Origin of the sequence: Providencia lanzhouensis (assembly GCF_050469745.1) — a bacterium.
GTDB classification, from domain to species: Bacteria; Pseudomonadota; Gammaproteobacteria; order Enterobacterales; family Enterobacteriaceae; genus Providencia; species Providencia lanzhouensis.
The window spans coordinates 3214591-3240622 of sequence record NZ_CP174123.1 but is presented as its reverse complement, the minus strand read 5'-3'; the positions used below and the strand labels follow the sequence as shown (position 1 = coordinate 3240622).

The 26032-nt window shown below is 43.9% G+C and carries 25 protein-coding genes; 18 read left to right on the top strand and 7 right to left on the bottom strand.

Features of this window, described 5'->3' with window-relative positions:
• Positions 1 to 8: 8 nt before the first annotated feature.
• Both ACIH2S_RS15235 and ACIH2S_RS15230 read left to right on the top strand, forming a co-directional pair.
• Positions 9 to 401 carry a hypothetical protein gene (locus ACIH2S_RS15235; RefSeq protein ID WP_036955802.1) on the top strand — a complete coding sequence of 131 codons (393 nt, stop codon included), beginning with the start codon at positions 9 to 11 and terminating at the stop codon, positions 399 to 401.
• Positions 402 to 416: 15 nt separating this feature from the next.
• Positions 417 to 1607 (top strand): methionine gamma-lyase, encoded by a 1191-nt coding sequence (locus ACIH2S_RS15230; protein ID WP_108478387.1) that lies wholly within the window; start codon positions 417 to 419, stop codon positions 1605 to 1607.
• Between the two features lie 102 nt (positions 1608 to 1709).
• On the opposite strand, the gene ACIH2S_RS15225 is transcribed toward ACIH2S_RS15230, so the two are convergent.
• Entirely contained in the window at positions 1710 to 3077 is a 1368-nt protein-coding gene (locus tag ACIH2S_RS15225) for an amino acid permease (protein WP_108478386.1), read from the bottom strand.
• 177 nt (positions 3078 to 3254) lie between these two features.
• Between ACIH2S_RS15225 and queE the strand changes: the two genes are divergently transcribed.
• Positions 3255 to 3926: a 7-carboxy-7-deazaguanine synthase QueE gene (gene queE / locus ACIH2S_RS15220; RefSeq protein ID WP_108478385.1), complete on the top strand. Its 672-nt coding sequence runs from the start codon at positions 3255 to 3257 to the stop codon at positions 3924 to 3926.
• 53 nt (positions 3927 to 3979) lie between these two features.
• Here queE and queD read toward each other — a convergent pair whose 3' ends face one another.
• A complete protein-coding gene (gene queD, locus ACIH2S_RS15215) occupies positions 3980 to 4345 on the bottom strand; it encodes a 6-carboxytetrahydropterin synthase QueD (RefSeq protein WP_036955790.1) in 366 nt (121 codons plus the stop codon).
• 265 nt (positions 4346 to 4610) lie between these two features.
• Here queD and cysJ point away from each other — a divergent pair, with 265 nt between their 5' ends.
• The 15 genes from cysJ (at position 4611) to rpoS (ending at position 20088) form a co-directional block, all read left to right on the top strand.
• Positions 4611 to 6416 (top strand): NADPH-dependent assimilatory sulfite reductase flavoprotein subunit, encoded by a 1806-nt coding sequence (gene cysJ, locus ACIH2S_RS15210; RefSeq protein ID WP_108478384.1) that lies wholly within the window; start codon positions 4611 to 4613, stop codon positions 6414 to 6416.
• On the top strand, positions 6416 to 8161 hold the full coding sequence (gene cysI / locus ACIH2S_RS15205) for an assimilatory sulfite reductase (NADPH) hemoprotein subunit (protein WP_154600122.1): 1746 nt from the start codon (positions 6416 to 6418) through the stop codon (positions 8159 to 8161). Before cysJ ends, cysI begins: the two co-directional genes overlap by 1 nt.
• Complete coding sequence (locus ACIH2S_RS15200) at positions 8158 to 8892, top strand: phosphoadenylyl-sulfate reductase (protein ID WP_036955780.1); 735 nt, start codon at positions 8158 to 8160, stop codon at positions 8890 to 8892. Before cysI ends, ACIH2S_RS15200 begins: the two co-directional genes overlap by 4 nt.
• Before the next feature lie 303 nt (positions 8893 to 9195).
• Positions 9196 to 10608, top strand: coding sequence for a siroheme synthase CysG (cysG, locus tag ACIH2S_RS15195; RefSeq protein ID WP_108478383.1), 1413 nt, complete (start codon positions 9196 to 9198; stop codon positions 10606 to 10608).
• 14 nt (positions 10609 to 10622) lie between these two features.
• On the top strand, positions 10623 to 11531 hold the full coding sequence (gene cysD / locus ACIH2S_RS15190; RefSeq protein ID WP_036955774.1) for a sulfate adenylyltransferase subunit CysD: 909 nt from the start codon (positions 10623 to 10625) through the stop codon (positions 11529 to 11531).
• A 24-nt stretch (positions 11532 to 11555) separates the two neighbouring features.
• Positions 11556 to 12998, top strand: coding sequence for a sulfate adenylyltransferase subunit CysN (cysN, locus tag ACIH2S_RS15185; protein WP_108478382.1), 1443 nt, complete (start codon positions 11556 to 11558; stop codon positions 12996 to 12998).
• 4 nt (positions 12999 to 13002) lie between these two features.
• Entirely contained in the window at positions 13003 to 13626 is a 624-nt protein-coding gene (gene cysC, locus ACIH2S_RS15180; protein WP_108478381.1) for an adenylyl-sulfate kinase, read from the top strand.
• A 159-nt stretch (positions 13627 to 13785) separates the two neighbouring features.
• Positions 13786 to 14082, top strand: a complete 297-nt coding sequence (gene ftsB, locus ACIH2S_RS15175) for a cell division protein FtsB (RefSeq protein WP_036955764.1) — start codon at positions 13786 to 13788, stop codon at positions 14080 to 14082.
• A 60-nt stretch (positions 14083 to 14142) separates the two neighbouring features.
• On the top strand, positions 14143 to 14871 hold the full coding sequence (gene ispD / locus ACIH2S_RS15170; RefSeq protein WP_036955761.1) for a 2-C-methyl-D-erythritol 4-phosphate cytidylyltransferase: 729 nt from the start codon (positions 14143 to 14145) through the stop codon (positions 14869 to 14871).
• A 9-nt stretch (positions 14872 to 14880) separates the two neighbouring features.
• Positions 14881 to 15393, top strand: a complete 513-nt coding sequence (ispF, locus tag ACIH2S_RS15165; protein WP_108478380.1) for a 2-C-methyl-D-erythritol 2,4-cyclodiphosphate synthase — start codon at positions 14881 to 14883, stop codon at positions 15391 to 15393.
• Positions 15359 to 16408 carry a tRNA pseudouridine(13) synthase TruD gene (gene truD, locus ACIH2S_RS15160; protein WP_036955755.1) on the top strand — a complete coding sequence of 350 codons (1050 nt, stop codon included), beginning with the start codon at positions 15359 to 15361 and terminating at the stop codon, positions 16406 to 16408. Before ispF ends, truD begins: the two co-directional genes overlap by 35 nt.
• The gene (gene surE, locus ACIH2S_RS15155) at positions 16386 to 17147 is read left to right on the top strand and encodes a 5'/3'-nucleotidase SurE (RefSeq protein WP_036955752.1); all 762 of its coding nucleotides are present in this window, start codon (positions 16386 to 16388) and stop codon (positions 17145 to 17147) included. The genes truD and surE overlap by 23 nt, the downstream gene beginning before the upstream one ends.
• Complete coding sequence (locus tag ACIH2S_RS15150) at positions 17144 to 17770, top strand: protein-L-isoaspartate(D-aspartate) O-methyltransferase (RefSeq protein WP_036955749.1); 627 nt, start codon at positions 17144 to 17146, stop codon at positions 17768 to 17770. The genes surE and ACIH2S_RS15150 overlap by 4 nt, the downstream gene beginning before the upstream one ends.
• Before the next feature lie 215 nt (positions 17771 to 17985).
• Complete coding sequence (gene nlpD, locus ACIH2S_RS15145) at positions 17986 to 19050, top strand: murein hydrolase activator NlpD (RefSeq protein WP_154638859.1); 1065 nt, start codon at positions 17986 to 17988, stop codon at positions 19048 to 19050.
• A gap of 51 nt (positions 19051 to 19101) precedes the next feature.
• Positions 19102 to 20088, top strand: a complete 987-nt coding sequence (rpoS, locus tag ACIH2S_RS15140) for an RNA polymerase sigma factor RpoS (RefSeq protein ID WP_108478377.1) — start codon at positions 19102 to 19104, stop codon at positions 20086 to 20088.
• 71 nt (positions 20089 to 20159) lie between these two features.
• Here the strand turns inward: rpoS and miaE are convergent, their stop codons facing one another.
• From miaE to ACIH2S_RS15115, 5 genes are all read right to left on the bottom strand, one after another.
• Positions 20160 to 20924: a tRNA isopentenyl-2-thiomethyl-A-37 hydroxylase MiaE gene (gene miaE, locus ACIH2S_RS15135; RefSeq protein ID WP_430247672.1), complete on the bottom strand. Its 765-nt coding sequence runs from the start codon at positions 20922 to 20924 to the stop codon at positions 20160 to 20162.
• A gap of 1 nt (position 20925) precedes the next feature.
• Positions 20926 to 23493, bottom strand: coding sequence for a DNA mismatch repair protein MutS (gene mutS / locus ACIH2S_RS15130; protein WP_154610008.1), 2568 nt, complete (start codon positions 23491 to 23493; stop codon positions 20926 to 20928).
• 386 nt (positions 23494 to 23879) lie between these two features.
• A complete protein-coding gene (locus tag ACIH2S_RS15125) occupies positions 23880 to 24674 on the bottom strand; it encodes a sulfite exporter TauE/SafE family protein (RefSeq protein ID WP_349487977.1) in 795 nt (264 codons plus the stop codon).
• Complete coding sequence (locus tag ACIH2S_RS15120) at positions 24664 to 25731, bottom strand: PrpF domain-containing protein (protein WP_430247670.1); 1068 nt, start codon at positions 25729 to 25731, stop codon at positions 24664 to 24666. The genes ACIH2S_RS15125 and ACIH2S_RS15120 overlap by 11 nt, the downstream gene beginning before the upstream one ends.
• A 17-nt stretch (positions 25732 to 25748) precedes the next feature.
• Positions 25749 to 26012: a hypothetical protein gene (locus ACIH2S_RS15115; protein WP_430248584.1), complete on the bottom strand. Its 264-nt coding sequence runs from the start codon at positions 26010 to 26012 to the stop codon at positions 25749 to 25751.
• Between the last annotated feature and the right edge of the window lie 20 nt (positions 26013 to 26032).

Below are 26032 nucleotides of genomic sequence, written 5' to 3'. Positions count from 1 at the left end.
AATTAAAAATGTCGAATAATGAAAATCAAAGTAAATTGGTTGAACTATTAAGTTCCGAATCTGGTAATCATCTTGCTGAAAAATTAGCACCGTTATTACACTTAAATCGCTTAGACAATATTGTGGATCTGCTTTCACTAGTATCTGACCTTGTTGATATATTAGATAACAGTACAGTAGAACGATTATCAAATTCTTTTGAAGATACTTTAGTGCCTGTATGGGAATTAGGTACTGCCTACAATATGGCAAAAATGGAAGGAATACATGATAGTAAAAATCCTAACTTTCGCTCAGTGTATGGATTATTAAAAGATCCAAATACATTGCGTGGAATTACGACGCTTTTGCGAACAATGCAAATTGTCGGTTCTCGATTATCTCAATCCCAAGGAGGGTAATTTTTCGGAGGTGGTATGAGTTTAGATATAAAACGTTCTTTCGAAACACGGGCAATTCATAGTCACTATAATGCACAAGATCATTTAGGTTCATTGGCATCGCCAATTTATCAAACATCGACTTATGTATTTAAAAGTGTCGAAGAGGGCGCAGCCTGTTTTAGTGGTGAAAAAGATGGCTATATTTATACCCGAATTAATAACCCAACATTAAATCTATTGGAAAATAGAATTGCCTCTCTTGAAGAGGGAGAGGCGGCAATTGTGTTCTCGTCAGGTATGGGCGCAATCACGGCTACATTTTGGACATTATTAAATCCGGGTGATGAACTGTTAGTGGACTTAACAGTTTATGGCTGTACTTATGCCTTTTTTCATCATGGGTTGGCTCGATTTGGTGTGAAAATTAAGCACATTGATATGAGTGATCCAGAGAGTGTCGCTCAAGCCATTACGAAAAAAACGCGCATGATATTCTTTGAGTCACCCGCTAACCCGAACATGCGTTTGGTGGATATTGCTGCGGTGAGTGAGATTGCTCATCGACATAATATCTTAGTGGTAGTCGATAACACCTATTGCACGCCGTATATTCAAACACCACTGACATTGGGGGCGGATATTGTGCTGCACTCGTTGACCAAGTACATGAATGGTCATGGGGATGCTATGGGGGGAGCGGTAGCCACAACGGCAGAGTACGCAAAACTAATTCGATTAGTGGGGTTGAAGGATATGACGGGGGCATGCTTATCTCCTCATGACGCTAACCTGATTATTCGAGGAATGAAAACCTTGTCTGTTCGTATGGATAGGATAGTCCAAAGCACACAGAAAATTGCTGAATATTTAGAAGTGAACCCAAAAGTCGCTACCATTATGTACCCGGGTTTGCCGAGTTTTGAGCAGTACCATTTAGCTCAAAAGCAGATGAAATTAGCCGGAGGCATGATTGCATTTGAGCTAAAAGGGGGGCTGGAAGCAGGCAAGCGGTTCTTAAACCATTTAACGCTGTTCTCTAGGGCGGTGAGTTTGGGAGATTGCGAGTCATTGGCGCAGCATCCTGCCAGTATGACTCATTCGACCTATACACCGGAAGAAAGGCTGCAATATGGCATTAGTGATGGGCTGATTCGACTATCTATTGGTTTAGAAAATGTCGATGAGTTAATTGCAGATATTGAACAGGCGCTTGCGTCAGCGTGATGTAGTAGAACTAACGGTTCCATAAAATCAAAAATCATTAAAAAAACAGCCCTAGATCTGTTCGATGTAGGGCTGTTTTATTGATCTCTTAATGAAAAGGGATCAACGTTTTTGGTAATAACGCATCGCAAAGAAAGTGATACTGAGTAAAGCCACCCACACAAAGCCTACGATCAGCGCCACTTGCGTATCTTTAAAGAAGCCTAATAAAGCGATAACAAACACCATAAATGCGATGGTGATTGCTGGACCTACAGGCCAGAACGGTACAGGGAATTTCAGTTTTTTGATTTCTTCTTGGCTCATCTTGCGGCGCATTGCCACTTGTGACAGTAAAATCATTAACCAGACCCACACCGTTGCGAAGGTCGCGATTGACGCGATGATCACAAAGATTTTTTCTGGTAACAGGTAGTTCAGATAAACCCCTAATAACATCACAACGGACATCACCAGCACTGTTACCCATGGCACACCGCTTTTGGTCAGTTTAGTAAAGACTTTCGGTGCTTGCCCATCTTGAGCCATACCATACATCATGCGACCTGCGCCAAAAATATCACTGTTGATAGCGGAAATTGCAGCTGTGATCACCACGATATTCAGGATATTGGCTGCGGATTGAATACCTAAGCTATCGAAGATTTGGACAAACGGACTACCGTTTTGACCGATTTGATTCCATGGGTAGATACACATCAGGATAAACAGCGTTAATCCATAGAATAATAGAATACGGATAGGCACCGCATTGATAGCTTTAGGTATGGTTTTTTCAGGATTTTGCGCTTCACTTGCCGTGATACCAATTACCTCAATACCACCAAAAGCAAACATAACGATGGCTAGAGAGGCTATCACCCCTTCAATGCCATTTGGCATAAAGCCGCCATGCTCCCACAAGTTTTGGATACCCACTTCATGGTTAGTTTCTTGACCAAAACCGTAGATCATCAAGAAGGCACCGCCGACAATCATGGCAATAATGGCACTAACTTTAATAATCGATAGCCAGAATTCCATCTCACCGAAAATCTTAACGTGGCAAAGATTGAGGGCGCTAATAAATAGCACGATACTCAATACCCATACCCATTGGTCGACATGCGGGAACCAGAAGCCCATATACATCCCGAAGGCCGTAATATCGGCTAAACAGACTACCAGCATTTCAAATACGTAGTTCCAACCTGTTAAAAAACCCGCTAGAGGACCCATATAATGGCTTGCGTAGTGAGAGAATGAACCAGGGACTGGATGATGAACCGCCATTTCGCCGAGGGCACGCATCACCATAAATACAGCGGCACCACCTAACATGTAGGCAAGTAACACCGCAGGACCTGCTGCCTGAATCGCAGACGCAGAACCGTAGAATAGCCCAGTACCAATCGCTGACCCTAAGGCCATAAAGCGAATGTGCCGGACACTCAGCCCCTTTCTGAGTTGATTTTGTTCACTACTTTGCATGTCTTTTCCTGTCATTGACTTTATTTCGAAATATTGTACCGAATATTGTTTCGGTTTCGTTGTTTGAGTTGACGTACTTTCCTGAACGCAGGGTGACTACATTATCACAAAGTGCATTGCCCGCGAGATAGATATCTGCAATATAATATGCGCCAAATGGAATCTTCTAGGAGCAATATGAAATACCCAATTAATGAAATCTTCCAAACTTTACAGGGGGAAGGTGTTTTTACTGGCGTCCCTGCTGTTTTTATTCGTTTGCAAGGCTGTCCAGTGGGCTGTAGTTGGTGCGATACCAAACAGACCTGGGACAAAGAGCCCGCGAAGGAATCCACATTGGGTGATATTGCATTAAAAACACAAGACAGTGATTTATGGGCAATGTCCGATGCCGAAAGCTTAATCCAACTGATGCAACAAAACGGCTATACCGCAAAACACATTGTGATAACGGGTGGAGAGCCGTGCATTTATGATTTAACGAACTTAACGCAATCCCTTGAAGCGAATGGGTTTCAATGCCAGATTGAAACCAGCGGCACTTACCCAATCATCTGCACTGAAAATACCTGGGTCACTGTCTCGCCGAAAGTGGGTATGAAAGGTGGATTGCAAGTACTCGAACAGGCGATTAATCGAGCCAATGAAATCAAGCATCCTGTAGCGCGTGAAAAGGATATTGAAGCCCTTGATCAGCTATTATCTTTGCGAACTCAAGGGGAGTCACCGATTGTGGCGCTTCAGCCTATTAGCCAAAAAATGTCAGCGACGAAGCTATGTATTGATACCTGCATCCAACGCAACTGGCGGCTATCCATTCAAACCCATAAATATTTAAATATTCAGTAATCATTATGTCTTTGAGCTGTAGGTGATAACTTACAGCTCAGCACCTATTTGACTTAGGCTTCTCCGCGATATACACAGCCTGCATTGCAGGTTTCTTTAACCGTAATGGCACTTAATAGTGGTAACAGTGGCTTGGTTTGCTGCCAAATCCAGCGAGCAAGTACTTCACTGGTTGGGTTTTCTAACCCTTCAATCTCATTTAAATAGTGATGGTCTAGACGCTCATAGATAGGTTTAAAGGCGCTTTTCACATCAGCAAAATCCATGATCCATCCCGTATGCGCATCAATTTCACCCGTGATTTCTAAGCGCACCATGAAAGAGTGCCCATGCAGGCGACCACATTTATGCCCCTCGGGTACATGAGGAAGGCGGTGGGCTGCTTCAAAGTGAAAATCTTTGTAGATGGTTGTGCTCATAAATTTCTCCTTACTAATGTTTAGTAGCGTATTCTACTGTTATTTTTACTCAAAATGTCGTTATTTATCGATTTCTGGCTAATCTTTTTATTCGATATTCATCATCGAATATTTTCTTTAGGATTTTTAGCTATTAGTTATGGCTATAGTTTCTTATCTTCCTAGTTATGGCTGTTATAACCTTTATCTTCATTTGGGATAGAGAATGGCATATATAACGTTTTATTGACTATTCAATGATGGATCACGTTGGAGTGACAAAATAATGCAAAACAAGCAACCTCCATTATCAGCATTACCGATTTCGACGGAGCAATTAGGGCGCTTACAAACCGCAGTGGGGGATTATTCATCCCATCAACTGGCTTGGCTATCTGGCTATTTGTGGGGAATGGTGAATCAAAACAGTGCGCAAAGTGAATCTGTTCCTGCAAGCAATGCGCCTCAAGAAACCGTGACCATTATTTCAGCCTCCCAAACGGGTAATGCCCGTCGTTTAGCTGAGCAGCTTCGAGAAAAGCTACTGAGTGAGAAAATCAGTGCCAATTTAGTCAATGCTGGTGATTACAAGTTTAAGCAGATCAACCAAGAGAAAGTGGTGATCGTTGTGGCATCCACCCAAGGTGAAGGGGAGCCAGCCGAAGAGGCTGTTGCATTACATAAGTATTTGAATTCGAAGAAAGCACCCGATCTTTCATCCGCCCATTATGCAGTTTTTGCGCTTGGCGATTCTTCTTATGAGCATTTTTGCCAAGCAGGAAAAGATTTCGATAGCCAGTTTGAGAAACTCGGGGCGAGTGCGTTGCTTCCTCGGGTCGATGCGGATGTTGAATATCAGGCATTGGCAGACGAGTGGGTAAGCTCTTTGACGCAGATTTTAAAAGCGCGAGTACCTGCTCAGTCAGATAGCCAGCTCATCAATACTCAATCTGGCAGTGTGAATCAGCTCGATTCTTCCCCATACACCAAAACGGCGCCATTAACCGCCTCGCTGTTGAGTAACCAAAAGATCACGGGGCGCGGATCGGACAAAGATGTGCGCCATATTGAGATTGATTTGGGGAATTCTGGTTTACGCTATCAGCCGGGAGATGCACTAGGCGTGTGGTTTGATAATGACCCTGCGTTAGTGGATGAGCTGATTAGCCTGTTATGGCTACAAGGGGATGAAGACGTATTTATTGGTCAACAGCGCCATTCGCTGCGTGATGCGTTAACTTACCAGCTGGAACTGACCCAAAATACCCATTTGATCGTCGAAAAATACGCTCAGTTATCCAAAGACGATAGCTTATTAGGCTTGATCAGTGATAAGCCAGCCATTATGCAGTATGCACAAACCACGCCTATCGTTGATATGGTACGCCAAGCGGCGGCTCAACCAAGTGCGCAAGAGTTTGTGGATTTACTGCGCCCATTAACGCCACGCTTGTATTCCATTTCTTCTTCACAGGCAGAAGCGACGGATGAAGTCCATGCTACCGTCGGGGTTGTACGCTATGAGATTGATGGACGTCCAAGAACAGGCGGTGCTTCTGGCTTCTTAGCGGATCGTCTCAATGAAGGTGACGAACTGCGGGTGTTTATTGAACATAATGATAATTTCCGCCTACCCGCAGACTCAAATACTCCCGTGATTATGATTGGTCCGGGAACGGGAATTGCCCCATTCCGCGCTTTCTTACAACAACGTGATAACGACGGTAGCGAAGGTAAAAACTGGCTGTTTTTTGGCAATCCGCACTTTGTTGACGACTTCTTATATCAAGTCGAATGGCAGCGTTATGTCAAAGACGGTTTGCTGACCCATATTTCATTAGCGTGGTCGCGGGATCAGGCTGAAAAAGTGTATGTGCAAGACAAATTGCGCGAACAAGGTAGCGAAGTGTGGGACTGGATCCAACAAGGCGCACATATTTATGTGTGTGGGGATGCAAATCGCATGGCGAAAGATGTGGAACAAGCATTATTGGATGTCATCAGCGAGCACGGGCACATGGATGAAGAGCAAGCGGATGACTTTTTAAGTGAGCTGCGTGTGATGCGCCGTTATCAGAGGGACGTTTATTAATGAGCAATGAACATCAAAAAGTTGCACCTCAGCCGGCCTTAGTGGTTGAAGGAAAGCTCGCTGACAGCGAGCGGATGAAGCAGCAAAGTAACTATTTACGAGGCACTATCAAAGACGATCTCAAAAACGGCTTAACAGGCGGTTTTGACGGAGATAATTTCTTGCTGATCCGTTTTCACGGAATGTATCAACAAGATGACAGAGATATTCGCGCAGAGCGAGCAGAGCAGAAGTTAGAACCGCGTCATGCCATGATGCTGCGTTGTCGCTTACCGGGAGGCATCATTACCCCGAAACAGTGGCTCGATATTGATAAATTTGCCTCTGAGCACACGTTATACGGCAGCATTCGTATTACCAACCGTCAAACATTCCAGTTTCACGGTATTCTCAAAGGGGATGTGAAGCCGGCGCACCAAATGCTCAGCCATGTGGGGCTGGATGCGTTAGCTACCGCCAATGACGTAAACCGTAACGTACTGTGTACGTCTAACCCTGTGCAGTCTGAACTGCATCAGCAAGCCTATGAATGGGCGAAAAAAATCTCTGAGCATTTGCTACCTCGCACCAGTGCGTATGCTGAGATTTGGTTGGATAAAGAAAAGATTGTGACCACCGATGAAGAGCCTATTCTAGGGCAAACCTATCTTCCTCGGAAATTTAAAACTACCGTGGTGATCCCGCCGCTAAATGATGTGGATCTCCATGCTAATGATATGAACTTTGTGGCGATTGCTGAAAAAGGGCAATTGATCGGTTTCAACGTGCTGGTGGGCGGCGGTTTAGCGATGACCCACGGCGATACCAACACGTTCCCACGTCTTGCCAGTGAATTTGGTTTTATTCCCTTAGATAAAACCTTGGCAATTGCTGAAGCGATTGTCACTACGCAGCGTGATTGGGGAAACCGGACTGATCGTAAAAATGCCAAAACCAAATACACCCTTGAGCGAGTTGGGATAGAGGTGTTTAAAGCGGAAGTGGAAAAACGAGCTGGTGTGCAGTTTGACGCTATTCGTCCTTACCAATTTACGGAGCGTGGCGACCAAATTGGTTGGTTAAAAGGCATTGATAATCGCTGGCATTTAACCTTATTTGTGGAGAATGGGCGCTTAATCGACTTAGCGGACAAACCGTTAAAAACCGGCGTCGCCGAGATCGCGAAAATCCATAAAGGGGACTTTCGCCTGACGGCCAACCAAAACTTAATTGTGGCGGGGATTGAGGAAGAAGACAAAGCGGCAATAGAGAAAATTGCCATTGAGCACGGTTTGATGAGCAATGAAGTGACGCGCCAGCGTGAAAACTCGATGGCCTGTGTCTCTTTCCCAACCTGTCCGCTAGCGATGGCAGAAGCGGAGCGCTTTTTGCCGGAGTTCGTCACGCAAGTTGAAAACATCATGGCGGCGCATCACGTGGCGAATGAACATATTGTTTTACGCGTTACGGGCTGCCCAAATGGTTGTGGTCGCGCGATGCTGGCAGAAGTCGGGCTGGTGGGGAAAGCCCTCGACCGTTATAACTTACATTTAGGTGGAAATCGCATCGGTACGCGTATTCCGAGAATGTATAAGGAAAATATCAGCAGCGCAGAGATTTTAGCCATCATGAATGAGCTGATTGGTCGCTGGGCGGCTGAACGTCAACCGAATGAAGGTTTTGGTGATTACCTGATCCGCGCTAACGTCGTGAAGCCAGTACTCAACTCAGCTATCGACTTTTACGAGGTCAAGGAGGCGGTATGAGCCGACTTCAATTAGCGCAAGTTCAGCCGTTAGATAAACAGGCTCAAGTTGCTTATTTAGCGGAATTCAACGCGAAACTTGAAGAAATGACTGCGCTAGCTCGCGTTGAATGGGCGGTTGAACATCTTCCTGCTGAATTCGTGTTGTCATCAAGCTTTGGCATCCAAGGTGCTTTGGCGCTGCACTTAGTCACGCAAGTGGTCCCCAATATTCCTGTGATTTTAACGGATACGGGTTATTTGTTTCCTGAAACTTACCAGTTTATTGAACAGTTAACGGAACGGTTAAACTTAAACTTGAAAGTGTACCGAGCGGAAACCAGCCCTGCATGGCAAGAAGCCATTCATGGGCAGTTGTGGACTCAAGGGGTTGAAGGAATTGAGCGTTATAACCAATTGAACAAAGTAGAGCCTATGACGCGGGCGCTGCATGAATTGCAGGCGCAAAGTTGGTTTTCAGGACTAAGACGAGAACAATCGGCGAGCCGAGCAGCGTTACCAGTGCTGAGTATTGGACGCGGGATTTTTAAAATTCTGCCAGTGATTGATTGGAATAATAAAGAAGTTTATCAGTATTTGACCAAACATAATTTACCCTACCATCCATTATGGGAAAAAGGGTATTTATCGGTGGGAGATACTCATACCAGTCGTCCATGGGAACCCGGTATGAGTGAAGAGCAAACTCGTTTCTTTGGTTTAAAGCGTGAATGCGGGCTACATGAAAATTAATGTTTTTTTAAAAAACTAAAGACTTCGTTTAAATAATTAATTACTTACATTACTAATAAGTAGAAAGTTAATTTATTTGTGTAATAACAAAGGGATGCCTTTATCTAAAATAAGGGTGTCCCTTTATTTTTTATTTATGTCAAATCGCGGAAGATAGGCTTAATTTACTGGGTTTTCCCCTCTTTATTTAGCTTATGCCTTTCTGTTCCTATTCATGCTTTTTTGTCATTTCAAAGTGACCAATTCACGCCATATAGTCAATTTCATTGCTCTTATAATTAAAATGTTGGATGGAAGCGATTTATGGATTACCTACCCTTATTTGTGAGTGTGCGAGAAAGACAAGTTGTCTTGATTGGCGGCGGTGTGGTCGCCGCACGTAAAGCCGAATTATTATTGAAAGCCCATGCCTCGCTGGTGGTGATTTCCCCTGAACTTTGCGAAAGCTTGCAGTTGGCTTATCAACAAAAACAATTGCACTGGGTACAGCAACCTTATCAAGCTTATCACCTTGATGATGCTTACTTGGTGATTGCTGCCACGGATGACCAAGCGCTCAATGAGAAAGTTTTTCATGATGCACAGCAGAGACATATTTTTGTCAATGTGGTGGATGACCAGCCCCTCTGTTCCTTTATTGTTCCCTCGATTATCGACCGTTCTCCCATTATGGTGGCGATTTCATCGGGTGGCACTGCGCCTGTGTTAGCAAAATTATTACGGGAAAAACTGGAAACCTTGCTGCCAACATCGTTGGGAAAAATGGCGGAGATTGCAGGGCGCTGGCGTGAGCGCGTAAAACAGAATCTGACTAAGCTCAGTGAGCGTAAACGTTTTTGGGAATTGAGTTTTAGCGGGCGCTTTGCCTCTTTGGTGGAAAGCGGGCAACTGGATGATGCCGAAAAGCAGCTGGAGCAACAGCTAGCGAAGCCGGATAACCAAGGGGAACTGACCTTAGTGGGAGCAGGACCGGGTGATGCGGGACTGTTAACACTTAAAGGCTTGAGAGTTCTGCAAAATGCGGATGTGGTGCTGTATGACCATCTGGTGAGCACGGAAATCCTGGATCTTGTTCGCCGTGATGCAGACAAAGTCTGTGTGGGTAAGCGAGCAGGAAATCATAGCGTTTCCCAAGAGGAAACTAATCGATTGATCGTCAACTATGCCCAGCAAGGCAAAAAGGTGGTGCGCTTAAAAGGTGGGGATCCGTTTATTTTTGGGCGTGGCGGTGAAGAGTTGCAAGTTGCTGCCGAGGCTAACATCCCTTTTCAAGTCGTACCTGGTATCACTGCCGCTATTGGTGCGGCAGCTTATGCGGGGATCCCACTGACCCACAGAGAACACGCGCAGAGTATCACGTTTATTACCGGACATTGCCGACAAGAAGGAGCGGAGTTGGACTGGCAAGCATTAGCTCGCGGTCACCAAACACTGGCTATCTACATGGGCACTGTGACAGCCGCCAATATTCGCCAGCAGCTTATTCAATATGGACGTCATCGAGATACCCCCGTAGCCGTGATTGGTTGTGGGACTCGGCAAAATCAAAAAGTGATTGTGGGAGCGTTGCATGAATTGGAGTCATTGGCTCAGCAAGCGCCAGCACCTGCATTAATCGTCATTGGTGAAGTGGCGGCATTACATCAGCAGCTGGCGTGGTTTGGTCAGCAATCCGAAACCATTCAATGGCGCTCAGCCGTGCTGGAATTGGCTTAATCGAGGAGTAAATCGTGAACGAAAAAAAATTAACCCACTTACAGCAATTAGAAGCGGAAAGTATTCATATTATTCGTGAAGTGGCGGCGGAATTTGCTAACCCTGTGATGCTCTATTCCATTGGTAAAGACTCATCCGTGATGCTGCATTTGGCTCGAAAAGCATTTTACCCTGGGACTATCCCTTTCCCTTTGCTGCATGTGGATACCGGATGGAAATTTCGTGAAATGTACCAGTTCCGTGATGAGACGGCGAAAAAATACGGTTTTGAATTATTGATTCACCGAAATCCTGAAGGGGAGCGTCTCGGTATCAATCCGTTTGTTCATGGTAGCGCTAAGCATACAGATATCATGAAAACCGAGGGTTTAAAGCAGGCGCTAGATAAATATGGCTTTGATGCCGCGTTCGGTGGTGCTAGGCGTGATGAAGAAAAATCACGCGCAAAAGAACGAATTTATTCATTCCGTGATCGCTCGCATCGCTGGGATCCGAAAAACCAAAGACCGGAGCTTTGGCACAATTACAACGGGCAAATTAATAAAGGGGAAAGTATCCGCGTCTTCCCATTATCCAATTGGACTGAGCTGGATATTTGGCAATATATCTACTTAGAAAACATCGATATTGTCCCACTCTATTTTGCGGATGAACGTCCTGTGATTGAGCGTGATGGCACCTTAATCATGGTGGATGATGGGCGTATAGAGCTAAAAGCGGGAGAGGTCATCGCCAAGAAAAAAGTACGTTTTCGGACATTAGGCTGCTGGCCATTGACGGGGGCTGTGCCGTCGAATGCCAGCACACTACCTGAAATTATCGAAGAGATGTTGCTATCCACCACCAGTGAACGCCAAGGGCGTTTGATTGATAGTGACCAATCCGCCTCTATGGAGCTGAAAAAGCGCCAAGGCTATTTTTAATCAATCGGTGAGGAGAGCAACATCATGGCTGAATTAGCGTATAACGACGCAATGGCGCATCAAATTCAACAGCAAGGTGGCGTAGAAGCTTACTTGCTGGCTCAGCAACATAAGGGATTATTGCGATTTCTTACCTGTGGCAATGTGGATGATGGGAAAAGTACCTTGATTGGACGCTTGCTGCATGACACTCAACAAATCTACCAAGATCAATTGTCAGTTTTACAAAGCGACAGTAAGCGGATAGGGACTCAAGGCGAGAAATTGGATCTGGCATTGCTGGTGGATGGATTAGCGGCTGAACGCGAACAGGGGATCACCATCGATGTGGCATATCGCTATTTTTCGACGGAAAAACGCAAGTTTATCATCGCGGATACCCCCGGACATGAACAATATACCCGCAATATGGCGACAGGCGCATCAACGTGCTCACTCTCTATTCTGTTGATCGATGCTCGAAAAGGCATTCAAGAGCAAACGCGACGCCACAGTTTTATTAGTACGTTATTGGGGATCCGCCATTTGATCGTCGCGGTGAATAAGATGGATCTGGTGGATTATAGTCAGTCCGTGTTTGATAAAATCCAGCAAGATTATCAGCAATTTGCGCAGCAACTTCCGGTGGATTTAAACGTCTGGTTTGTGCCGATTTCTGCACTGGATGGGGATAACATCGTATCGCCAAGCGAGAATTTGCCATGGTATCAAGGGGAAACGTTATTGTCGTTGCTGGAAACGGTGCAAGTCACTCAGACGGTCGCTGAACAGCCATTGCGCTTCCCTGTGCAATATGTGAATCGCCCAAACTTAGATTTTCGTGGCTACAGTGGCACGGTGTCATCGGGGGTTGTTCAGGTAGGGCAACGAGTGAAAGTGCTGCCTTCGGGAAGCGTTTCAACCATCAAAGAGATTGTGACATTTTCCGGCAACCCGCCTTCAGCCATTGCGGGTGAGGCGATTACGCTAGTACTGAACGATGAAATTGATATCAGCCGCGGCGATTTAATTGTCGCTGAAAATGAGGAGCTGCTTGCGAGTCAGCATGCATTAGTGGATGTGGTGTGGATGTCAGAACAGCCGCTGGTGCAAGGTCAACAAGTGGATATTAAAGTGGCAGGCAAGCGAAGCCGAGGCAAAGTTGAAAACATTCAGTATCAAGTGGATGTGAATAACTTAACTCAGAAAGTGGCCACTGAACTGCCATTGAACGGCATCGGTTTGGTGGAGTTTTCATTCGATGAACCGTTACTACTGGAAAATTACCAAAATAATGGGGATACCGGTGGGATGATTTTGATTGATAGGCTAACAAACGTGACGGTGGGGGCAGGGCTAGTTCGAGAAGCGCAGCCAGAAGAAACGGTACACCGTGGTGAATTTAGCCAATTCGAAATTGAGCTTAACCAACTGATCCGCCGCCACTTCCCTCATTGGGGTGCCCGCGATGTGTTAGGTGGGAAGTAACGTTATGGATACATTGGAAAATGGTCGGTCGGAGAATATTGTTTGGCATTCCCATAATGTGACTCGGCAATGGCGAGAGCAGCACAATGGTCACAAAGGCGCAGTGCTGTGGTTGACGGGCTTATCGGGATCAGGAAAGTCCACGTTGGCGGGGGCGATAGAGACACAATTGGCGAATTTGGGGATCAAAACCTATCTTCTAGATGGAGATAATGTTCGCCATGGATTATGTCGTGACCTTGGATTTGGTGATGGGGATCGGCAGGAAAATATTCGACGAATTGGCGAAGTTGCAAAGTTAATGGTGGATGCGGGGCTGATTGTGGCGACGGCGTTTATTTCTCCCTATCAAGAAGATAGACAGCGAGTTCGCGAATTGTTTGAACCTGATCAGTTCTATGAGTTGTATGTGGATACGCCCATTGAAGTTTGTGAAAAGCGAGATCCCAAAGGGTTATATCAGCAAGCGCGAGCAGGGAAAATATCTCATTTCACGGGGATTGATTCGCCTTATCAACCACCACAAAATCCAGAACTGCACCTTGATGGCCTGCGTCCTATTCATGATTCTTTAGCGCAGGTGATTCAACTGCTGCAACAGCGAAATATCATTTCTATAGCAAATTGATTTTACATAAATATCATCCTTTTCTACATTTATAGGGAATTGGGTGATATTTAATCTCTTCTAGCGCGAACAATTCTGACTTTTTTAGACAATATTTGCATCGCAGTAGCGTCATGCGCTTAGTTATGGGATGATTAGCAAATCATTTCAGGGGGCAAGATGGGTAAATTAACGCTACTATTAATTGCGATATTAGCTTGGTTACAATATTCCTTATGGTTAGGCAAAAATGGCATCCATGACTATGTCAAAGTCAAGGATGATGTTGCTGCGCAGGAAATTGTGAATACGCGTTTAAAACAGCGTAATGAGCAGCTATTTGCAGAAATCAATGACTTGAATGATGGTCAGGATGCAATTGAAGAACGCGCACGTAGCGAGCTAGGTATGTTAAAACCTGGGGAATCATTCTATCGAATGGTCAAAGAGCGTAATAATCCACCGTCATCTCAATAATCATCGTGTAGGGTCGACCACACCCAAGAGCCTGATAATTTCTGATGTAAGATTCGAATCATGATAAATCCAAGAACATCCAGCGCAGCACCGATTGTTGCGTTGATCCCCGCTGCCGGAGTGGGCAGTCGTATGAATGCAGATTGCCCAAAGCAATATTTGTCGATCGCAGGGAAAACCATTATTGAACACACCATTGATGCCTTATTGCGCAGTGGAGACGTACAAAAAATCGTGGTTGCATTAAGCGCTGAAGATGATTATTTCCATCACCTCGATATTGCCAAAGATCCTCGCGTTGTCACGGTTATCGGGGGGAAAGAGCGTGCAAATTCAGTATTATCAGGATTAAACTATCTGGTTTCGCAACCTGAGTATGATGATGCTTGGGTATTGGTGCATGATGCGGCGCGTCCGTGTCTGCATTTAGATGATTTAAATACTATCGTTCAGTTAGCCACTCAGAATGATTGTTGTGGGGGGATACTGGCGGCTCCGGTTCGGGATACGATGAAACGGGGCGTGGAGGGAACGCAAAGTATTTCCCATACTGTTGAGCGAGAAGCGCTCTGGCATGCCTTAACACCGCAGTTTTTCCCATTAGTATTACTACGTGACTGTTTAGATAAAGCATTGAAAGAAAATGCAGTAATCACGGATGAGGCTTCCGCACTTGAGCATTGCGGTTATCAACCGATATTAGTATCAGGGCGAGCTGATAACCTTAAGGTGACGCGACCAGAGGACTTGGCGCTAGCGGAATTTTATCTTTCAAGAATGAAATCATAAGGAAAAAAAATGAGAATCGGACACGGTTTTGATGTGCATAAGTTTGGTGGTGAAGGCCCTATCGTTATTGGTGGCGTTCGCATTCCTTACGAACAAGGTCTTATCGCACATTCGGATGGTGATGTGGTTTTACACGCGCTGACAGACGCCATTTTAGGTGCTGCGGCACTCGGGGATATCGGAAAATTATTCCCAGATACTGACCCGGCATATAAAGGCGCAGATAGCCGAGTATTACTCAGAGAAGCCTTTTGCCAAGTACGTAAAAAAGGTTATTTGATTGGCAATATCGACGTCACTATCATGGCACAAGCGCCCAAAATGTTGCCGCATATCCCACAAATGCGCGTGAATATTGCCGAAGATCTCGAATGCCACATGGACGACGTCAATGTGAAAGCAACCACCACAGAACAATTGGGTTTTGTGGGGCGAAAAGAAGGGATTGCTTGCGCCGCTGTGGTTTTACTTATCAAAGATAATAGTAATGAAAGTTATGAATGTTCAGTACCTGCATGGTAAACCCCTCTCTTCAGGGACACTAAAAAGTATTCCTGAAGATTTCGTGGTGAAAGAAGATTTAGGTTTTGAGCTTGATGGCGAAGGCGAGCACGTTATGGTTCGCGTCGAAAAAACAGGCTGCAATACATTATTTGTTGCGGAGCAACTGGCAAAATTTGCTAAAATCTCAGCCAGAGCAGTCAGTTACGCGGGATTAAAAGATAGACATGCGGTGACAGAGCAGTGGTTCTGTCTGCAAATGCCGGGTAAAGACACGCCCGATTTTTCTGCTTGGCAGCTTGAAGGGTGCCGTGTATTAGCGGTCACTCGTCAGAAACGCAAATTACGTATTGGTTCCCTAAAAGGGAATCAATTCGAAGTGACATTGCGGGATATTACGGACACCGATGATGTAGAACAACGCCTACAAAAAGTGGCTGATTTAGGTGTTCCGAACTATTTTGGCGAACAACGTTTTGGTCGGGATGGGCAAAACTTGGTTCAAGCTCGCCGCTGGGCAAATCAAGAAATTACAGTACGTGAACGAAATAAACGCAGTTTTTATCTCTCTGCCGCGCGAAGTGCTATGTTTAATGATATCGCCAGTGCGCGAATTGCAAATCAGACACAGCAACACGCAATGTTAGGGGATGCACTGCAATTAACCGGGCGTGGTAGCTGGTTTGTGGCGACAGCAGAAGAGTTAGACTCTCTGCAAGTTCGTTTACAATCTGCTGAGCTAAGTGTGACAGCGCCGCTTCCTGGGGATGGTGATTTAGGCACCCAAGATGATGCCCTTGCTTTCGAGACTCACTGTCTACAAGATTATCAGCCATTTATGGCACTAATGAAAAGTGAGCGAGTGTCTCCAGCGAGACGGGCTGTACTGGTTAAGCCGCAAAATCTGCAATGGCAGTGGCTAGACTCGTCAACCGTGAAGCTGTGTTTTTTCCTAAATTCAGGCAGTTTTGCCACGAGTGTAGTACGCGAAATTATTAATCAGGATTGTGTGGATGCTGAATATATTATTGAGTAACGATGATGGGGTGACTGCGCCGGGGATTCAAACTTTGGCGGCGGCATTACGCCAACATTATCATGTGCAGGTGATTGCACCCGATCGCAACCGTAGTGGTGCTTCAAACGCACTAACGTTGGATAGACCATTAAAAATCCAAACATTAAGTAATGGTGACCTTGCTGTTCAAGAAGGTACACCGACGGATTGCGTGTATATTGGGGTGAATAAAGTTGTGCGTCCTCGCCCTGATATTGTGGTCTCTGGAATTAACTGTGGTCCAAATCTTGGGGACGATGTGATTTATTCTGGTACCGTTGCAGCGGCGACAGAAGGGCGTCACTTAGGTTTGCCTTCTATTGCGGTTTCATTGGATGGCGATGTGCATTATGAAACGGCGGCCAAGGTAACGTGCGATATCCTCACTATGCTGCAAAAAAATCCATTACGTGCGGGAAATATCTTGAATATCAATGTGCCAGATATTCCTTATGATGAGTTAAAAGGGATTAAAGTTACCCGCTGTGGCAGCCGTCATGCGGCATCTGAAGTTTATAATTTGGAAGATCCTCGCGGTAATATGCTTTATTGGTTAGGACCGGTTGGGGAAATTCGTGATGCAGGTCCGGGCACGGATTTTGAAGCCGTACAAAATGGCTATGTTTCAATAACGCCATTGCAAGTGGATTTAACGTCTTATAAAACTCAGTCAGTATTAGAAGAGTGGCTAGATAAGTCAGGAGTGAAGGCAAAATGAAAATCGGGCTCATGAAAGAACTGCTGGCACAGTTGCGCCAACAGGGAATTCACGATGAGCGCCTATTAGACGCGCTCGCGCTAGTTCCTCGCGAACGGTTTGTTGACGAAGCGCTCTCTCATCAAGCCTACGATAATATCCCATTACCAATTGGTCATGGGCAGACCATTTCACAGCCGTATATTGTGGCAAAAATGACCGCCTTATTGGCGGTTAAACCGACGGACCATGTGCTGGAAATTGGCACGGGATCTGGGTATCAGACGGCGGTTTTGGCTCATCTTTGTGAGCATGTGTATTCAGTCGAAAGAGTCAAAAGCTTGCAGTGGACGGCAAAACGTCGCTTCAAGTTGTTAGATTTACACAATATTTCTACTCGCCACGGTGATGGCTGGGAAGGCTGGCAATCAAAAGGTCCTTTTGATGGGATCATTGTCACTGCCGCACCTAGCGAAATTCCGTCATTGTTACTTAAGCAGTTAAAAGATGGAGGGCGCCTAGTGCTCCCTGTCGGTGACAAAGATCAGGCTCTGAAATTAATTACCCGTCGCGGTAATGACTATCACACCAATGTGATTGAAAAAGTACGTTTTGTCCCTCTTGTTGCCGGTGATTTGAGCTAATAGCCCTTTAAGTTATTTGGAATTAATGGGTTATTTCGCTCAAACTGTTAAGTGATAATCTCAATTTGTTATACTTTTGATACATTTAACTTGTCCATTATTTTATATTTCTGCTTTAATAAGCGAAATATTTTAAGATACTAATATTCAATAAGCATTAATTGCATTCTAACCCTTTAGTATCAGGTCAGATTTTTCTTCACGGGAGAAGAAATATGAAAATTGTTAGCCCAATAAACAGAATTCGATGGGCGGTTATCTTTTCATTTAGCGGTGCTTTATTAGCAGGATGCTCAACGCCTTATCATCCCGCAGCACCGATTTCGAGTGTGAATGATGGAGGTTCATCTAGCCAACAATCTGCACCAAGAACGGTGCCTAATCCTCCGTCCAATACTGGAATGAGTACGGCGATGCCTTCAGACAGACCTAATTTGTCGTCTAATAGTTCGATGGGAAATAATACTTCTAGACCTGTTTCAACCAGCAGCGATGGACGTATTGTTTATAATCGAGACTACGGCCGCATTTCTAAAGGCAGTTATAACGGCAACACCTACACCGTTCAGCGCGGCGATACTCTGTTTTATATCGCCTATATAACGGGTAATGATTTCCGTGAGTTAGCATCGAAAAACAATATTTCTGAACCATACAGCTTGGATGTAGGTCAGGTGATAAATATTGGTAATGCAAATGTGAGCTCGATCACACAAACGGCGTCAAATAGTCAACAGCGCCCGGTTGATATTCAACCAACTAATGGGTATCCTGAAAATAGTAGCGGGCAGAATTCAGGTAAGATGTTGCCGAATAACAAGAAACCAGCCTCAACGGTTTCAACGACAACAGCGAGCCCAACCACTACGACTGCAACAGCAACAACAGGAAGTAGCACCAACAATTCGTCAATTAAATGGCGTTGGCCTGCTGATGGGAAGATGATTGAAGGCTTCTCTGATGCGCAAGGTGGAAACAAAGGTGTTGATATTGCTGGTTCTCGCGGTCAATCTGTTATTGCAGCTGCTCCTGGTAAAGTCGTCTATGCTGGCAATGCACTGCGCGGATATGGAAATCTCATAATAATAAAACATAACGATGACTACTTAAGTGCCTACGCACATAACGATACGTTACTTGTGCGTGACCAACAGGATGTTGCTGAAGGTCAGAAGATAGCCACTATGGGTAGCACCGGAACAAGTTCTGTTCGTTTGCATTTTGAAATTCGTTATAAGGGAAAATCAGTAAACCCGTTGCGTTATTTACCGCAGCGATAAACTGGGCGGAGTGACACATTCCGTCCTCATTATCTTGGGTCGGAGTCACTGATGAGCCAAAGTTCGCTGAAAGTTAACGAGTTGTATAATGACCTCGATGAAAATGCGATGGATGAAGCATTTGATGAGAGTCAATTCAAAGAAGAGGATCTAGTTTCAGAACTGGATGAAGACACGGAGTTACTCCAAAGCGCGAGTCAACGTGTTTTGGATGCAACCCAAATTTATCTCAGTGAAATTGGATTCTCTCCACTCCTCACCGCAGAGGAAGAAGTTTTCTATGCCCGCAGAGCCCTTCGGGGGGATGTGGCATCGCGTCAGCGCATGATAGAAAGCAACCTTCGCTTAGTGGTAAAAATATCTCGCCGTTATAACAACCGAGGTCTTGCCTTACTCGATCTGATCGAAGAAGGAAATCTTGGGTTGATTCGTGCAGTTGAAAAGTTTGATCCTGAAAAAGGCTTCCGTTTTTCAACATATGCGACTTGGTGGATCCGTCAAACGATTGAACGTGCCATCATGAATCAAACCCGAACAATCCGTCTACCGATTCATATCGTCAAAGAACTCAATATTTACCTTCGTACAGCCCGTGAACTTGCTCAAAAGCTCGATCACGAGCCAAGTCCTGAAGAGATAGCTGAACAATTAGATAAACCTGTTGAAGATGTCAGCCGAATGCTACGTTTAAATGAGCGCATTACATCGGTTGATACGCCTATCGCAGGGGATTCTGAGAAGTCATTGCTGGAAGTATTATCGGATGATAATGATTCAGGGCCTGAAAACACTATCCAAGATAACAACTTAAAAGAGAATATCGTTAAGTGGTTATATGAACTCAATCCTAAGCAACGTGAAGTCTTAGCGCGTCGTTTTGGTTTGTTGGGATATGAAGCGGAAACTCTGGAAGAGGTTGGGCGCGAAATTGGGCTCACTCGTGAAAGAGTTCGTCAAATTCAGGTTGAAGGTTTAAGACGTCTAAAAGATATTTTACAAGGCGAAGATTTAACGCTGGAAGCGTTATTCAATATGTAATCTGCCGTGTTAAAACACATGAAGCCTCTGTTGTCATTGATAACAGAGGCTTTTCTTTTTAGTCGGTGGAGTTAATCAATCGGTACGCCGCTATGGAATTTAAAATTATCATCTGGCGTTGAAATCAACTGCGCTTCAACTTCTCCATAAAAACGTACACGCTCAGTAATATCTGTTTTACTAATCAACTGGGCAAGTTGTAGGTAATCCTGATAATGGCGCGCTTCTGAACGTAGTAATGAGGTATAAAAATTGGCAAGTTGTTCATCCAAGTGCGGCGCTAATTTGGCAAACCGCTCGCAAGATCGCGCTTCAATGTAAGCTCCAATAATAAGCTTATCCACCAAGGTTTTCGGATCATGAGGATCTAAATGGTTGAATAACCCTTTTGCGTAACGCCCTGCGGTGATGCCATCATACGCAATGTCTCGCTGATGCATAATTTCTAGCACTTGGTAAAAATGGTGCAATTCCTCTTTGATTAACAACACCATTTTATCTATCAAATCTTGGCTATACGGAGACTGTTTTTTTGCTAGGATCTGTTTTGAAATTTGGTTCTTATTCTTCAATGTGTGAACATCACCAATGCGATCATATGCAAAGGCTTCATAGGGTTTGAACCACTCTAATAAAATCGCCGCACTTTCTTTATCCACTGCATATTTGCGAATTAAAAACATGGCACTTTGCGCCGCTTTTAATTCACACAGCAGATGATCCTTCAAAATCGTCGGTAAATTTTCAGGCTGACTGGCTTTGTGGATCCACGCATCGGGAGTTTCACACTGCAAAAATTGCTTAATTGGCGCTAATAATTCAGCGTACTCATCCATGCTACTTATCCATTTCCTTTAAACGATATAGCCAATCAAGGGCTTGGCGTGGCGTTAGCTTGTCAGGGTCGATTTCCTCTAAAGCGGCTAATACTGGAGATGGTTCCTCTTCCACACTCCCTAAGAAGCTCAGCTGAGCGCTATCTACATGACTCGCATTGGCATTATTGGAGATAACTTCCAGTTCTTTGAGTTTTTGCTTCGCGCGTTTGATCACTTCTTTTGGAACGCCAGCCAGTGAAGCCACGGCTAAACCATAACTCTTACTTGCCGCGCCATCTTGCACATTATGCATAAAGGCGATGGTATCACCGTGTTCAATCGCATCGAGGTGAATATTGACCGCACCTTCCAGCTTTTCCGGTAAGGTGGTTAATTCAAAATAGTGAGTTGCAAATAAGGTCATTGCTTTGATGCGATTAACTAAGTTTTCAGCACATGCCCACGCTAAAGAAAGCCCATCATAGGTAGATGTACCGCGACCAATCTCATCCATCAATACTAAGCTGTGTTCAGTGGCATTGTGCAGAATATTCGCCGTTTCGGTCATCTCTACCATAAAGGTTGAACGCCCAGATGCGAGGTCATCAGAGGCTCCGACGCGTGTGAAAATACGGTCAATTGGCCCAATAACGGCTTTACTGGCTGGCACAAAACTGCCGATATAAGCCAGTAAGGTGATCAGTGCAGTCTGGCGCATATAGGTACTTTTACCGCCCATATTGGGACCAGTAATGATCAGCAAGCGGCGTTGGGGAGAAAGGGATAGCGGGTTAGAAATAAAAGGCTCACTAAGCACTTGCTCGACAACCGGATGACGACCTTCAGTAATTTGAATTCCAGGTTTATCTGTTAATTGAGGACAGGCGTAACCAAGGGTGTCTGCACGCTCTGCGAGGGTGGAAAGGACATCCAACTCAGCCAGCGCTTCGGCACTGGTTTGTAACGCGGCTAAATGTGGCAGCAGCATATCAAACAGTTCATCATACAAGGCTTTTTCGATAGCTAGCGCTTTGCCTTTTGATGTCAGGACTTTATCTTCATACTCTTTCAATTCAGGGATAATGTAGCGCTCCGCGTTTTTCAGCGTTTGGCGACGAACATAATGAATTGGCGTGAGGTGGCTTTGTCCACGACTTACTTGAATGTAGTAACCGTGTACCGCGTTATAGCCCACTTTTAGGGTATCAATACCCAGTTTTTCACGCTCACGAATTTCTAAACGGTCGAGGTAATCTGTTGCACCGTCTGCCAGCGCTCGCCATTCATCGAGTTCGCCGTTGTAACCTGGGGCAATGACACCGCCATCACGAACTAAAACCGGAGGGGCATCAACAATTGCTTTTTCGAGCAAGCTTTGAAGCTCATCGAATTGACCAATACGTTGCGTTAACGCACCGAGGTAGTCGCAATCGGATTGCGCCAGAATTTGGTGAATATCATGATATTGCTGGAATGCATGGCGCATACGCGTTAAGTCACGAGGACGCGCTGAGCGTAATGCGAGGCGAGCGAGCACGCGTTCTAAATCACCAATTTGGCGAAGGAACGGCTGTAACTCAAAGTCGTATTGTTGCAGTGCGCCAATGGCTTGCTGGCGGTTATTCAACACAGTGAGGTTACGCAATGGGGTATGAAGCCAGCGTTTTAGCATACGGCTCCCCATTGGGGTGACACACTTGTCCAAAATCGCGGCAAGGGTATTTTCGGTTCCCCCCGCAAGGTTTTGGGTTAGCTCTAAATTTCGGCGAGTTGCGGCATCTAAAATCACATTATCTTGTTGTTTTTCCATGATAATGCTACGAATGTGCGGCAGTGCAGTTCGCTGAGTATCTTTCACATATTGCAGCAAACAACCGGCAGCCCGTAAGGCTTTATGCGCATTTTCGACGCCAAATCCGATTAAGTCTTTGGTACCAAATTGCAGGTTTAATTGCTGTTTTGCAGTGTCTAATTCATATTCCCATAATGGGCGACGGCGTAAGCCTTTATTAAGTTCAATCAATGACATGCTAGCGAAATCTTCAGGATAAAGTAATTCTGCTGGACGGGTACGCTGAAGCTCGGCTTTTAATGACTCTTCATCATCAATTTCACTGATGATAAAACGACCGGATGCGATATCTAAGGTCGCAAAGCCATACCCTTGAGACTCTTGCCATACGGCTGCCAGTAAGTTGTCTTGGCGTTCATTAAGTAAGGCTTCATCGGTGATGGTACCCGGTGTCACAATGCGCACCACTTGGCGCTCAACAGGACCTTTGCTGGTGGCAGGATCACCAATTTGCTCACAAATGGCGACAGATTCTCCCATCTGTACCAATCGCGCTAAATAGTTTTCGGCTGCATGGTGAGGAACGCCCGCCATCGGGATAGGTTGACCTGCAGATTGACCACGCTTGGTGAGAGAGATATCCAGTAACTGAGAGGCTTTTTTAGCATCATCAAAGAACAGTTCGTAAAAATCCCCCATACGATAAAACAGCAAAATATCGGGATGTTGTGCTTTGAGTTTTAAGTACTGCTGCATCATCGGCGTATGGGATTCGAAACTTTGGTTTTCTGTCATGTTTTTAACTTGTTGAATATTTGATGTATTTATGGGCTTTTGACTTTCGGCGTAAACGCTATTTTATCTTGTTGTTAGGGTGAATTCGCGGAAAGTTGAAAGGGCGTTTGCGACCCTCATAGTAGCCCAGTTAAGGGAAAACTTGTACTGCTAATAACGGGGAATTTACCTCAAAATGTTATTGAGTGGTGGGGGAGGACAATAAAATATGCAGCTTACATAGACTTTGGCTATGAATATTCCATGATAAATTCCTCTCTATTACAGGTTACACAGTACTAAAGAAGTCACTTTTCTATTTTAGTGGCATGGCCCTGGCCCCTTATAAAGGGCTAGGACCATGAAGATTAAAAACTCATTTCATAATGCTAATGCAAAAATCTAGTTCACAGATTAACGACTGAATATATAAAATCAATGGAGACAAAGAGTGTTATTAAAATAGTAAAAATATTTAAATATTTTTTATAAACCTCTTTGCTAATACGATCCTGTAATTTTAGTCCTGGTTTTTGTGATTTTATTGCTACCAAGCTTAAGAATATACCAATCAGTATCTCTAACAACCCAAAATTTCCATCGATTCCAAGGATAAATGCTTGGCTGATCTTACTAAATATAAAGCACACATTAAATGCTTGAGACATTACAGCTGGAGAGTACTCGGTATTAGTAAAGTATATTGTTAAAAAAGGAACGGATATATTTACTGCCCCACCCATTATTCCAGCGGTAAATCCAAATAGAAACTGTGAAAGTTTACCTGATAAGTTATATTGCTTTAATTGAAAAAATTTTTTATTGGTTGTCAACACTGCCATTACCAACATGAAAACAAGTATCCCTTTTAAAAATATTTCACTTGAATGAATCAAAATTTTACTGCCCAACATAGTGCCAGCGGTAACACAAGTCGCAATGAAGATGAATTTATTTATTGTTTTCCTCCAATCACTCTTTCGGAAAATAATTATCAAATTCAAAATTATATTTGGCACTATAGTTATAATCACAGCAGTTTTTATATCAGTCAAAGCAGCGATTAAAGGGGTGGATATTAAAGGGAACCCAACACCTATTAAGCCATGAATGAATGAAGATAACGCAATAACTAAAATGATAGAGAATATAATCCAAATGCTAAGTTCTGGTGGTAATACTGATGAAATACTATTCAGCATATAAAATACCATTAAATATCTTCTTTGCTGTTGTGATGTTTGCTGCTTTATTTAGAAATATAGCATCATTATCAATTTTTATATTTAGTGTTAATGGCAGGGTACCACTTGGGTGTTCTATTATAAATTTCTCAATATTATTATCTGGTTTAAGATATTCATTTATATTAGTTCCTGGTATTTTAGCAGCAGTAGCCAAAGCTAGTCCTGCTGTGATTCCAAACTGTGGATGACAGAATATAGGATCAATATATCTGGCAGCAACGGTACCACCATCGCTTGGATGTGTAAAAATACAAATTTTTGGTATAGCCATATCTTTGACGTTATCAAATCCCATTAATATCCCTGCTTGAAGGCGTATTTTCAAAAGTTTGCTTTTTAAATCTATGTTATCATCTATTTCTTGCTTTGATTCTAGGCCAGTAAGGCCTAAATCTATTGAGCGTATTATAATAATCGGCATTGCGGCATCAATGCATGTAGTATCTATCCCGCAGATTGTGTCTATTTTTGAACCTGTTGGGAATACCTTTCCGGTAGCTAATCCAATAGCATTTCCAAAGTCTAATTCTATAGGTGAATATTTACGTTGAATACCATCTAATAAAGTATCGCCGGCATATTTAACTGTTCCATTCTCAATGCAGAATGTTGAATTAACAGATGAACCTGTATTTTTATTGTAAATCTTTAATTTAATTTTATCATTATTTATTTTTGGAACTATGATTTTAGCCTCTATTGCATATGGCCCTGCAGCAGCTAACATATTTCCACAATTTGATGAGTAATCAACTTTATTTTCATTGGGTAGCACTTGTGCAAAAGTAAAATCAATATCTGCATTATTATTTGATTTTTTTATAATGGCAATCCTATTCGATGTAAGGCTACCTCCCCCTATTCCATCATTTTGGCAGTCTAATGGGGAGGAAAAAGCTGATAGAAAAAATGAATTTCTTTCTTCAGTGCTTTGAGGTAAATCGCTTTCATTAAAAAAAATACCTCTAGCAACACCACTTCTCATTAATATGGCTTTTACTGAATATTTCATTTGATTTTACCTTATCTTTATAAATAATTTGATACTCGAAAATTTTCTGATTGCAGCTCTTGAATTGACTCTTCAATTTTATTCTTACTAAACGAGTCAATGATAATATTATCAACTATTTGATAGTCACCATTATGACAAACCACAGGCATTCCAAATATTAATCCAGCAGGAACACCATATTCACCGTTGGAAATAACGGCCATAGTTCGCCATCTCCCATTCGAACCGAATATCCAATCACGCATATGATCTAAAGTGGCGGAGACAGCACCATGCACAGCTGAATAAGGTCTGGTTT

What these genes read in the sequence shown, in the direction of transcription:
- ACIH2S_RS15235 (WP_036955802.1), top strand. Translation starts at nt 9, where the DNA reads ATGTCGAATAATGAAAATCAAAGTAAATTGGTTGAACTATTAAGTTCC.
- ACIH2S_RS15230 (WP_108478387.1), top strand. Translation starts at nt 417, where the DNA reads ATGAGTTTAGATATAAAACGTTCTTTCGAAACACGGGCAATTCATAGT.
- ACIH2S_RS15225 (WP_108478386.1), bottom strand. Translation starts at nt 3,077, where the DNA reads ATGCAAAGTAGTGAACAAAATCAACTCAGAAAGGGGCTGAGTGTCCGG.
- queE (WP_108478385.1), top strand. Translation starts at nt 3,255, where the DNA reads ATGAAATACCCAATTAATGAAATCTTCCAAACTTTACAGGGGGAAGGT.
- queD (WP_036955790.1), bottom strand. Translation starts at nt 4,345, where the DNA reads ATGAGCACAACCATCTACAAAGATTTTCACTTTGAAGCAGCCCACCGC.
- cysJ (WP_108478384.1), top strand. Translation starts at nt 4,611, where the DNA reads ATGCAAAACAAGCAACCTCCATTATCAGCATTACCGATTTCGACGGAG.
- cysI (WP_154600122.1), top strand. Translation starts at nt 6,416, where the DNA reads ATGAGCAATGAACATCAAAAAGTTGCACCTCAGCCGGCCTTAGTGGTT.
- ACIH2S_RS15200 (WP_036955780.1), top strand. Translation starts at nt 8,158, where the DNA reads ATGAGCCGACTTCAATTAGCGCAAGTTCAGCCGTTAGATAAACAGGCT.
- cysG (WP_108478383.1), top strand. Translation starts at nt 9,196, where the DNA reads ATGGATTACCTACCCTTATTTGTGAGTGTGCGAGAAAGACAAGTTGTC.
- cysN (WP_108478382.1), top strand. Translation starts at nt 11,556, where the DNA reads ATGGCTGAATTAGCGTATAACGACGCAATGGCGCATCAAATTCAACAG.
- cysC (WP_108478381.1), top strand. Translation starts at nt 13,003, where the DNA reads ATGGATACATTGGAAAATGGTCGGTCGGAGAATATTGTTTGGCATTCC.
- ftsB (WP_036955764.1), top strand. Translation starts at nt 13,786, where the DNA reads ATGGGTAAATTAACGCTACTATTAATTGCGATATTAGCTTGGTTACAA.
- ispD (WP_036955761.1), top strand. Translation starts at nt 14,143, where the DNA reads ATGATAAATCCAAGAACATCCAGCGCAGCACCGATTGTTGCGTTGATC.
- ispF (WP_108478380.1), top strand. Translation starts at nt 14,881, where the DNA reads ATGAGAATCGGACACGGTTTTGATGTGCATAAGTTTGGTGGTGAAGGC.
- truD (WP_036955755.1), top strand. Translation starts at nt 15,359, where the DNA reads ATGAAAGTTATGAATGTTCAGTACCTGCATGGTAAACCCCTCTCTTCA.
- surE (WP_036955752.1), top strand. Translation starts at nt 16,386, where the DNA reads ATGCTGAATATATTATTGAGTAACGATGATGGGGTGACTGCGCCGGGG.
- ACIH2S_RS15150 (WP_036955749.1), top strand. Translation starts at nt 17,144, where the DNA reads ATGAAAATCGGGCTCATGAAAGAACTGCTGGCACAGTTGCGCCAACAG.
- nlpD (WP_154638859.1), top strand. Translation starts at nt 17,986, where the DNA reads ATGAAAATTGTTAGCCCAATAAACAGAATTCGATGGGCGGTTATCTTT.
- rpoS (WP_108478377.1), top strand. Translation starts at nt 19,102, where the DNA reads ATGAGCCAAAGTTCGCTGAAAGTTAACGAGTTGTATAATGACCTCGAT.
- miaE (WP_430247672.1), bottom strand. Translation starts at nt 20,924, where the DNA reads ATGGATGAGTACGCTGAATTATTAGCGCCAATTAAGCAATTTTTGCAG.
- mutS (WP_154610008.1), bottom strand. Translation starts at nt 23,493, where the DNA reads ATGACAGAAAACCAAAGTTTCGAATCCCATACGCCGATGATGCAGCAG.
- ACIH2S_RS15125 (WP_349487977.1), bottom strand. Translation starts at nt 24,674, where the DNA reads ATGCTGAATAGTATTTCATCAGTATTACCACCAGAACTTAGCATTTGG.
- ACIH2S_RS15120 (WP_430247670.1), bottom strand. Translation starts at nt 25,731, where the DNA reads ATGAAATATTCAGTAAAAGCCATATTAATGAGAAGTGGTGTTGCTAGA.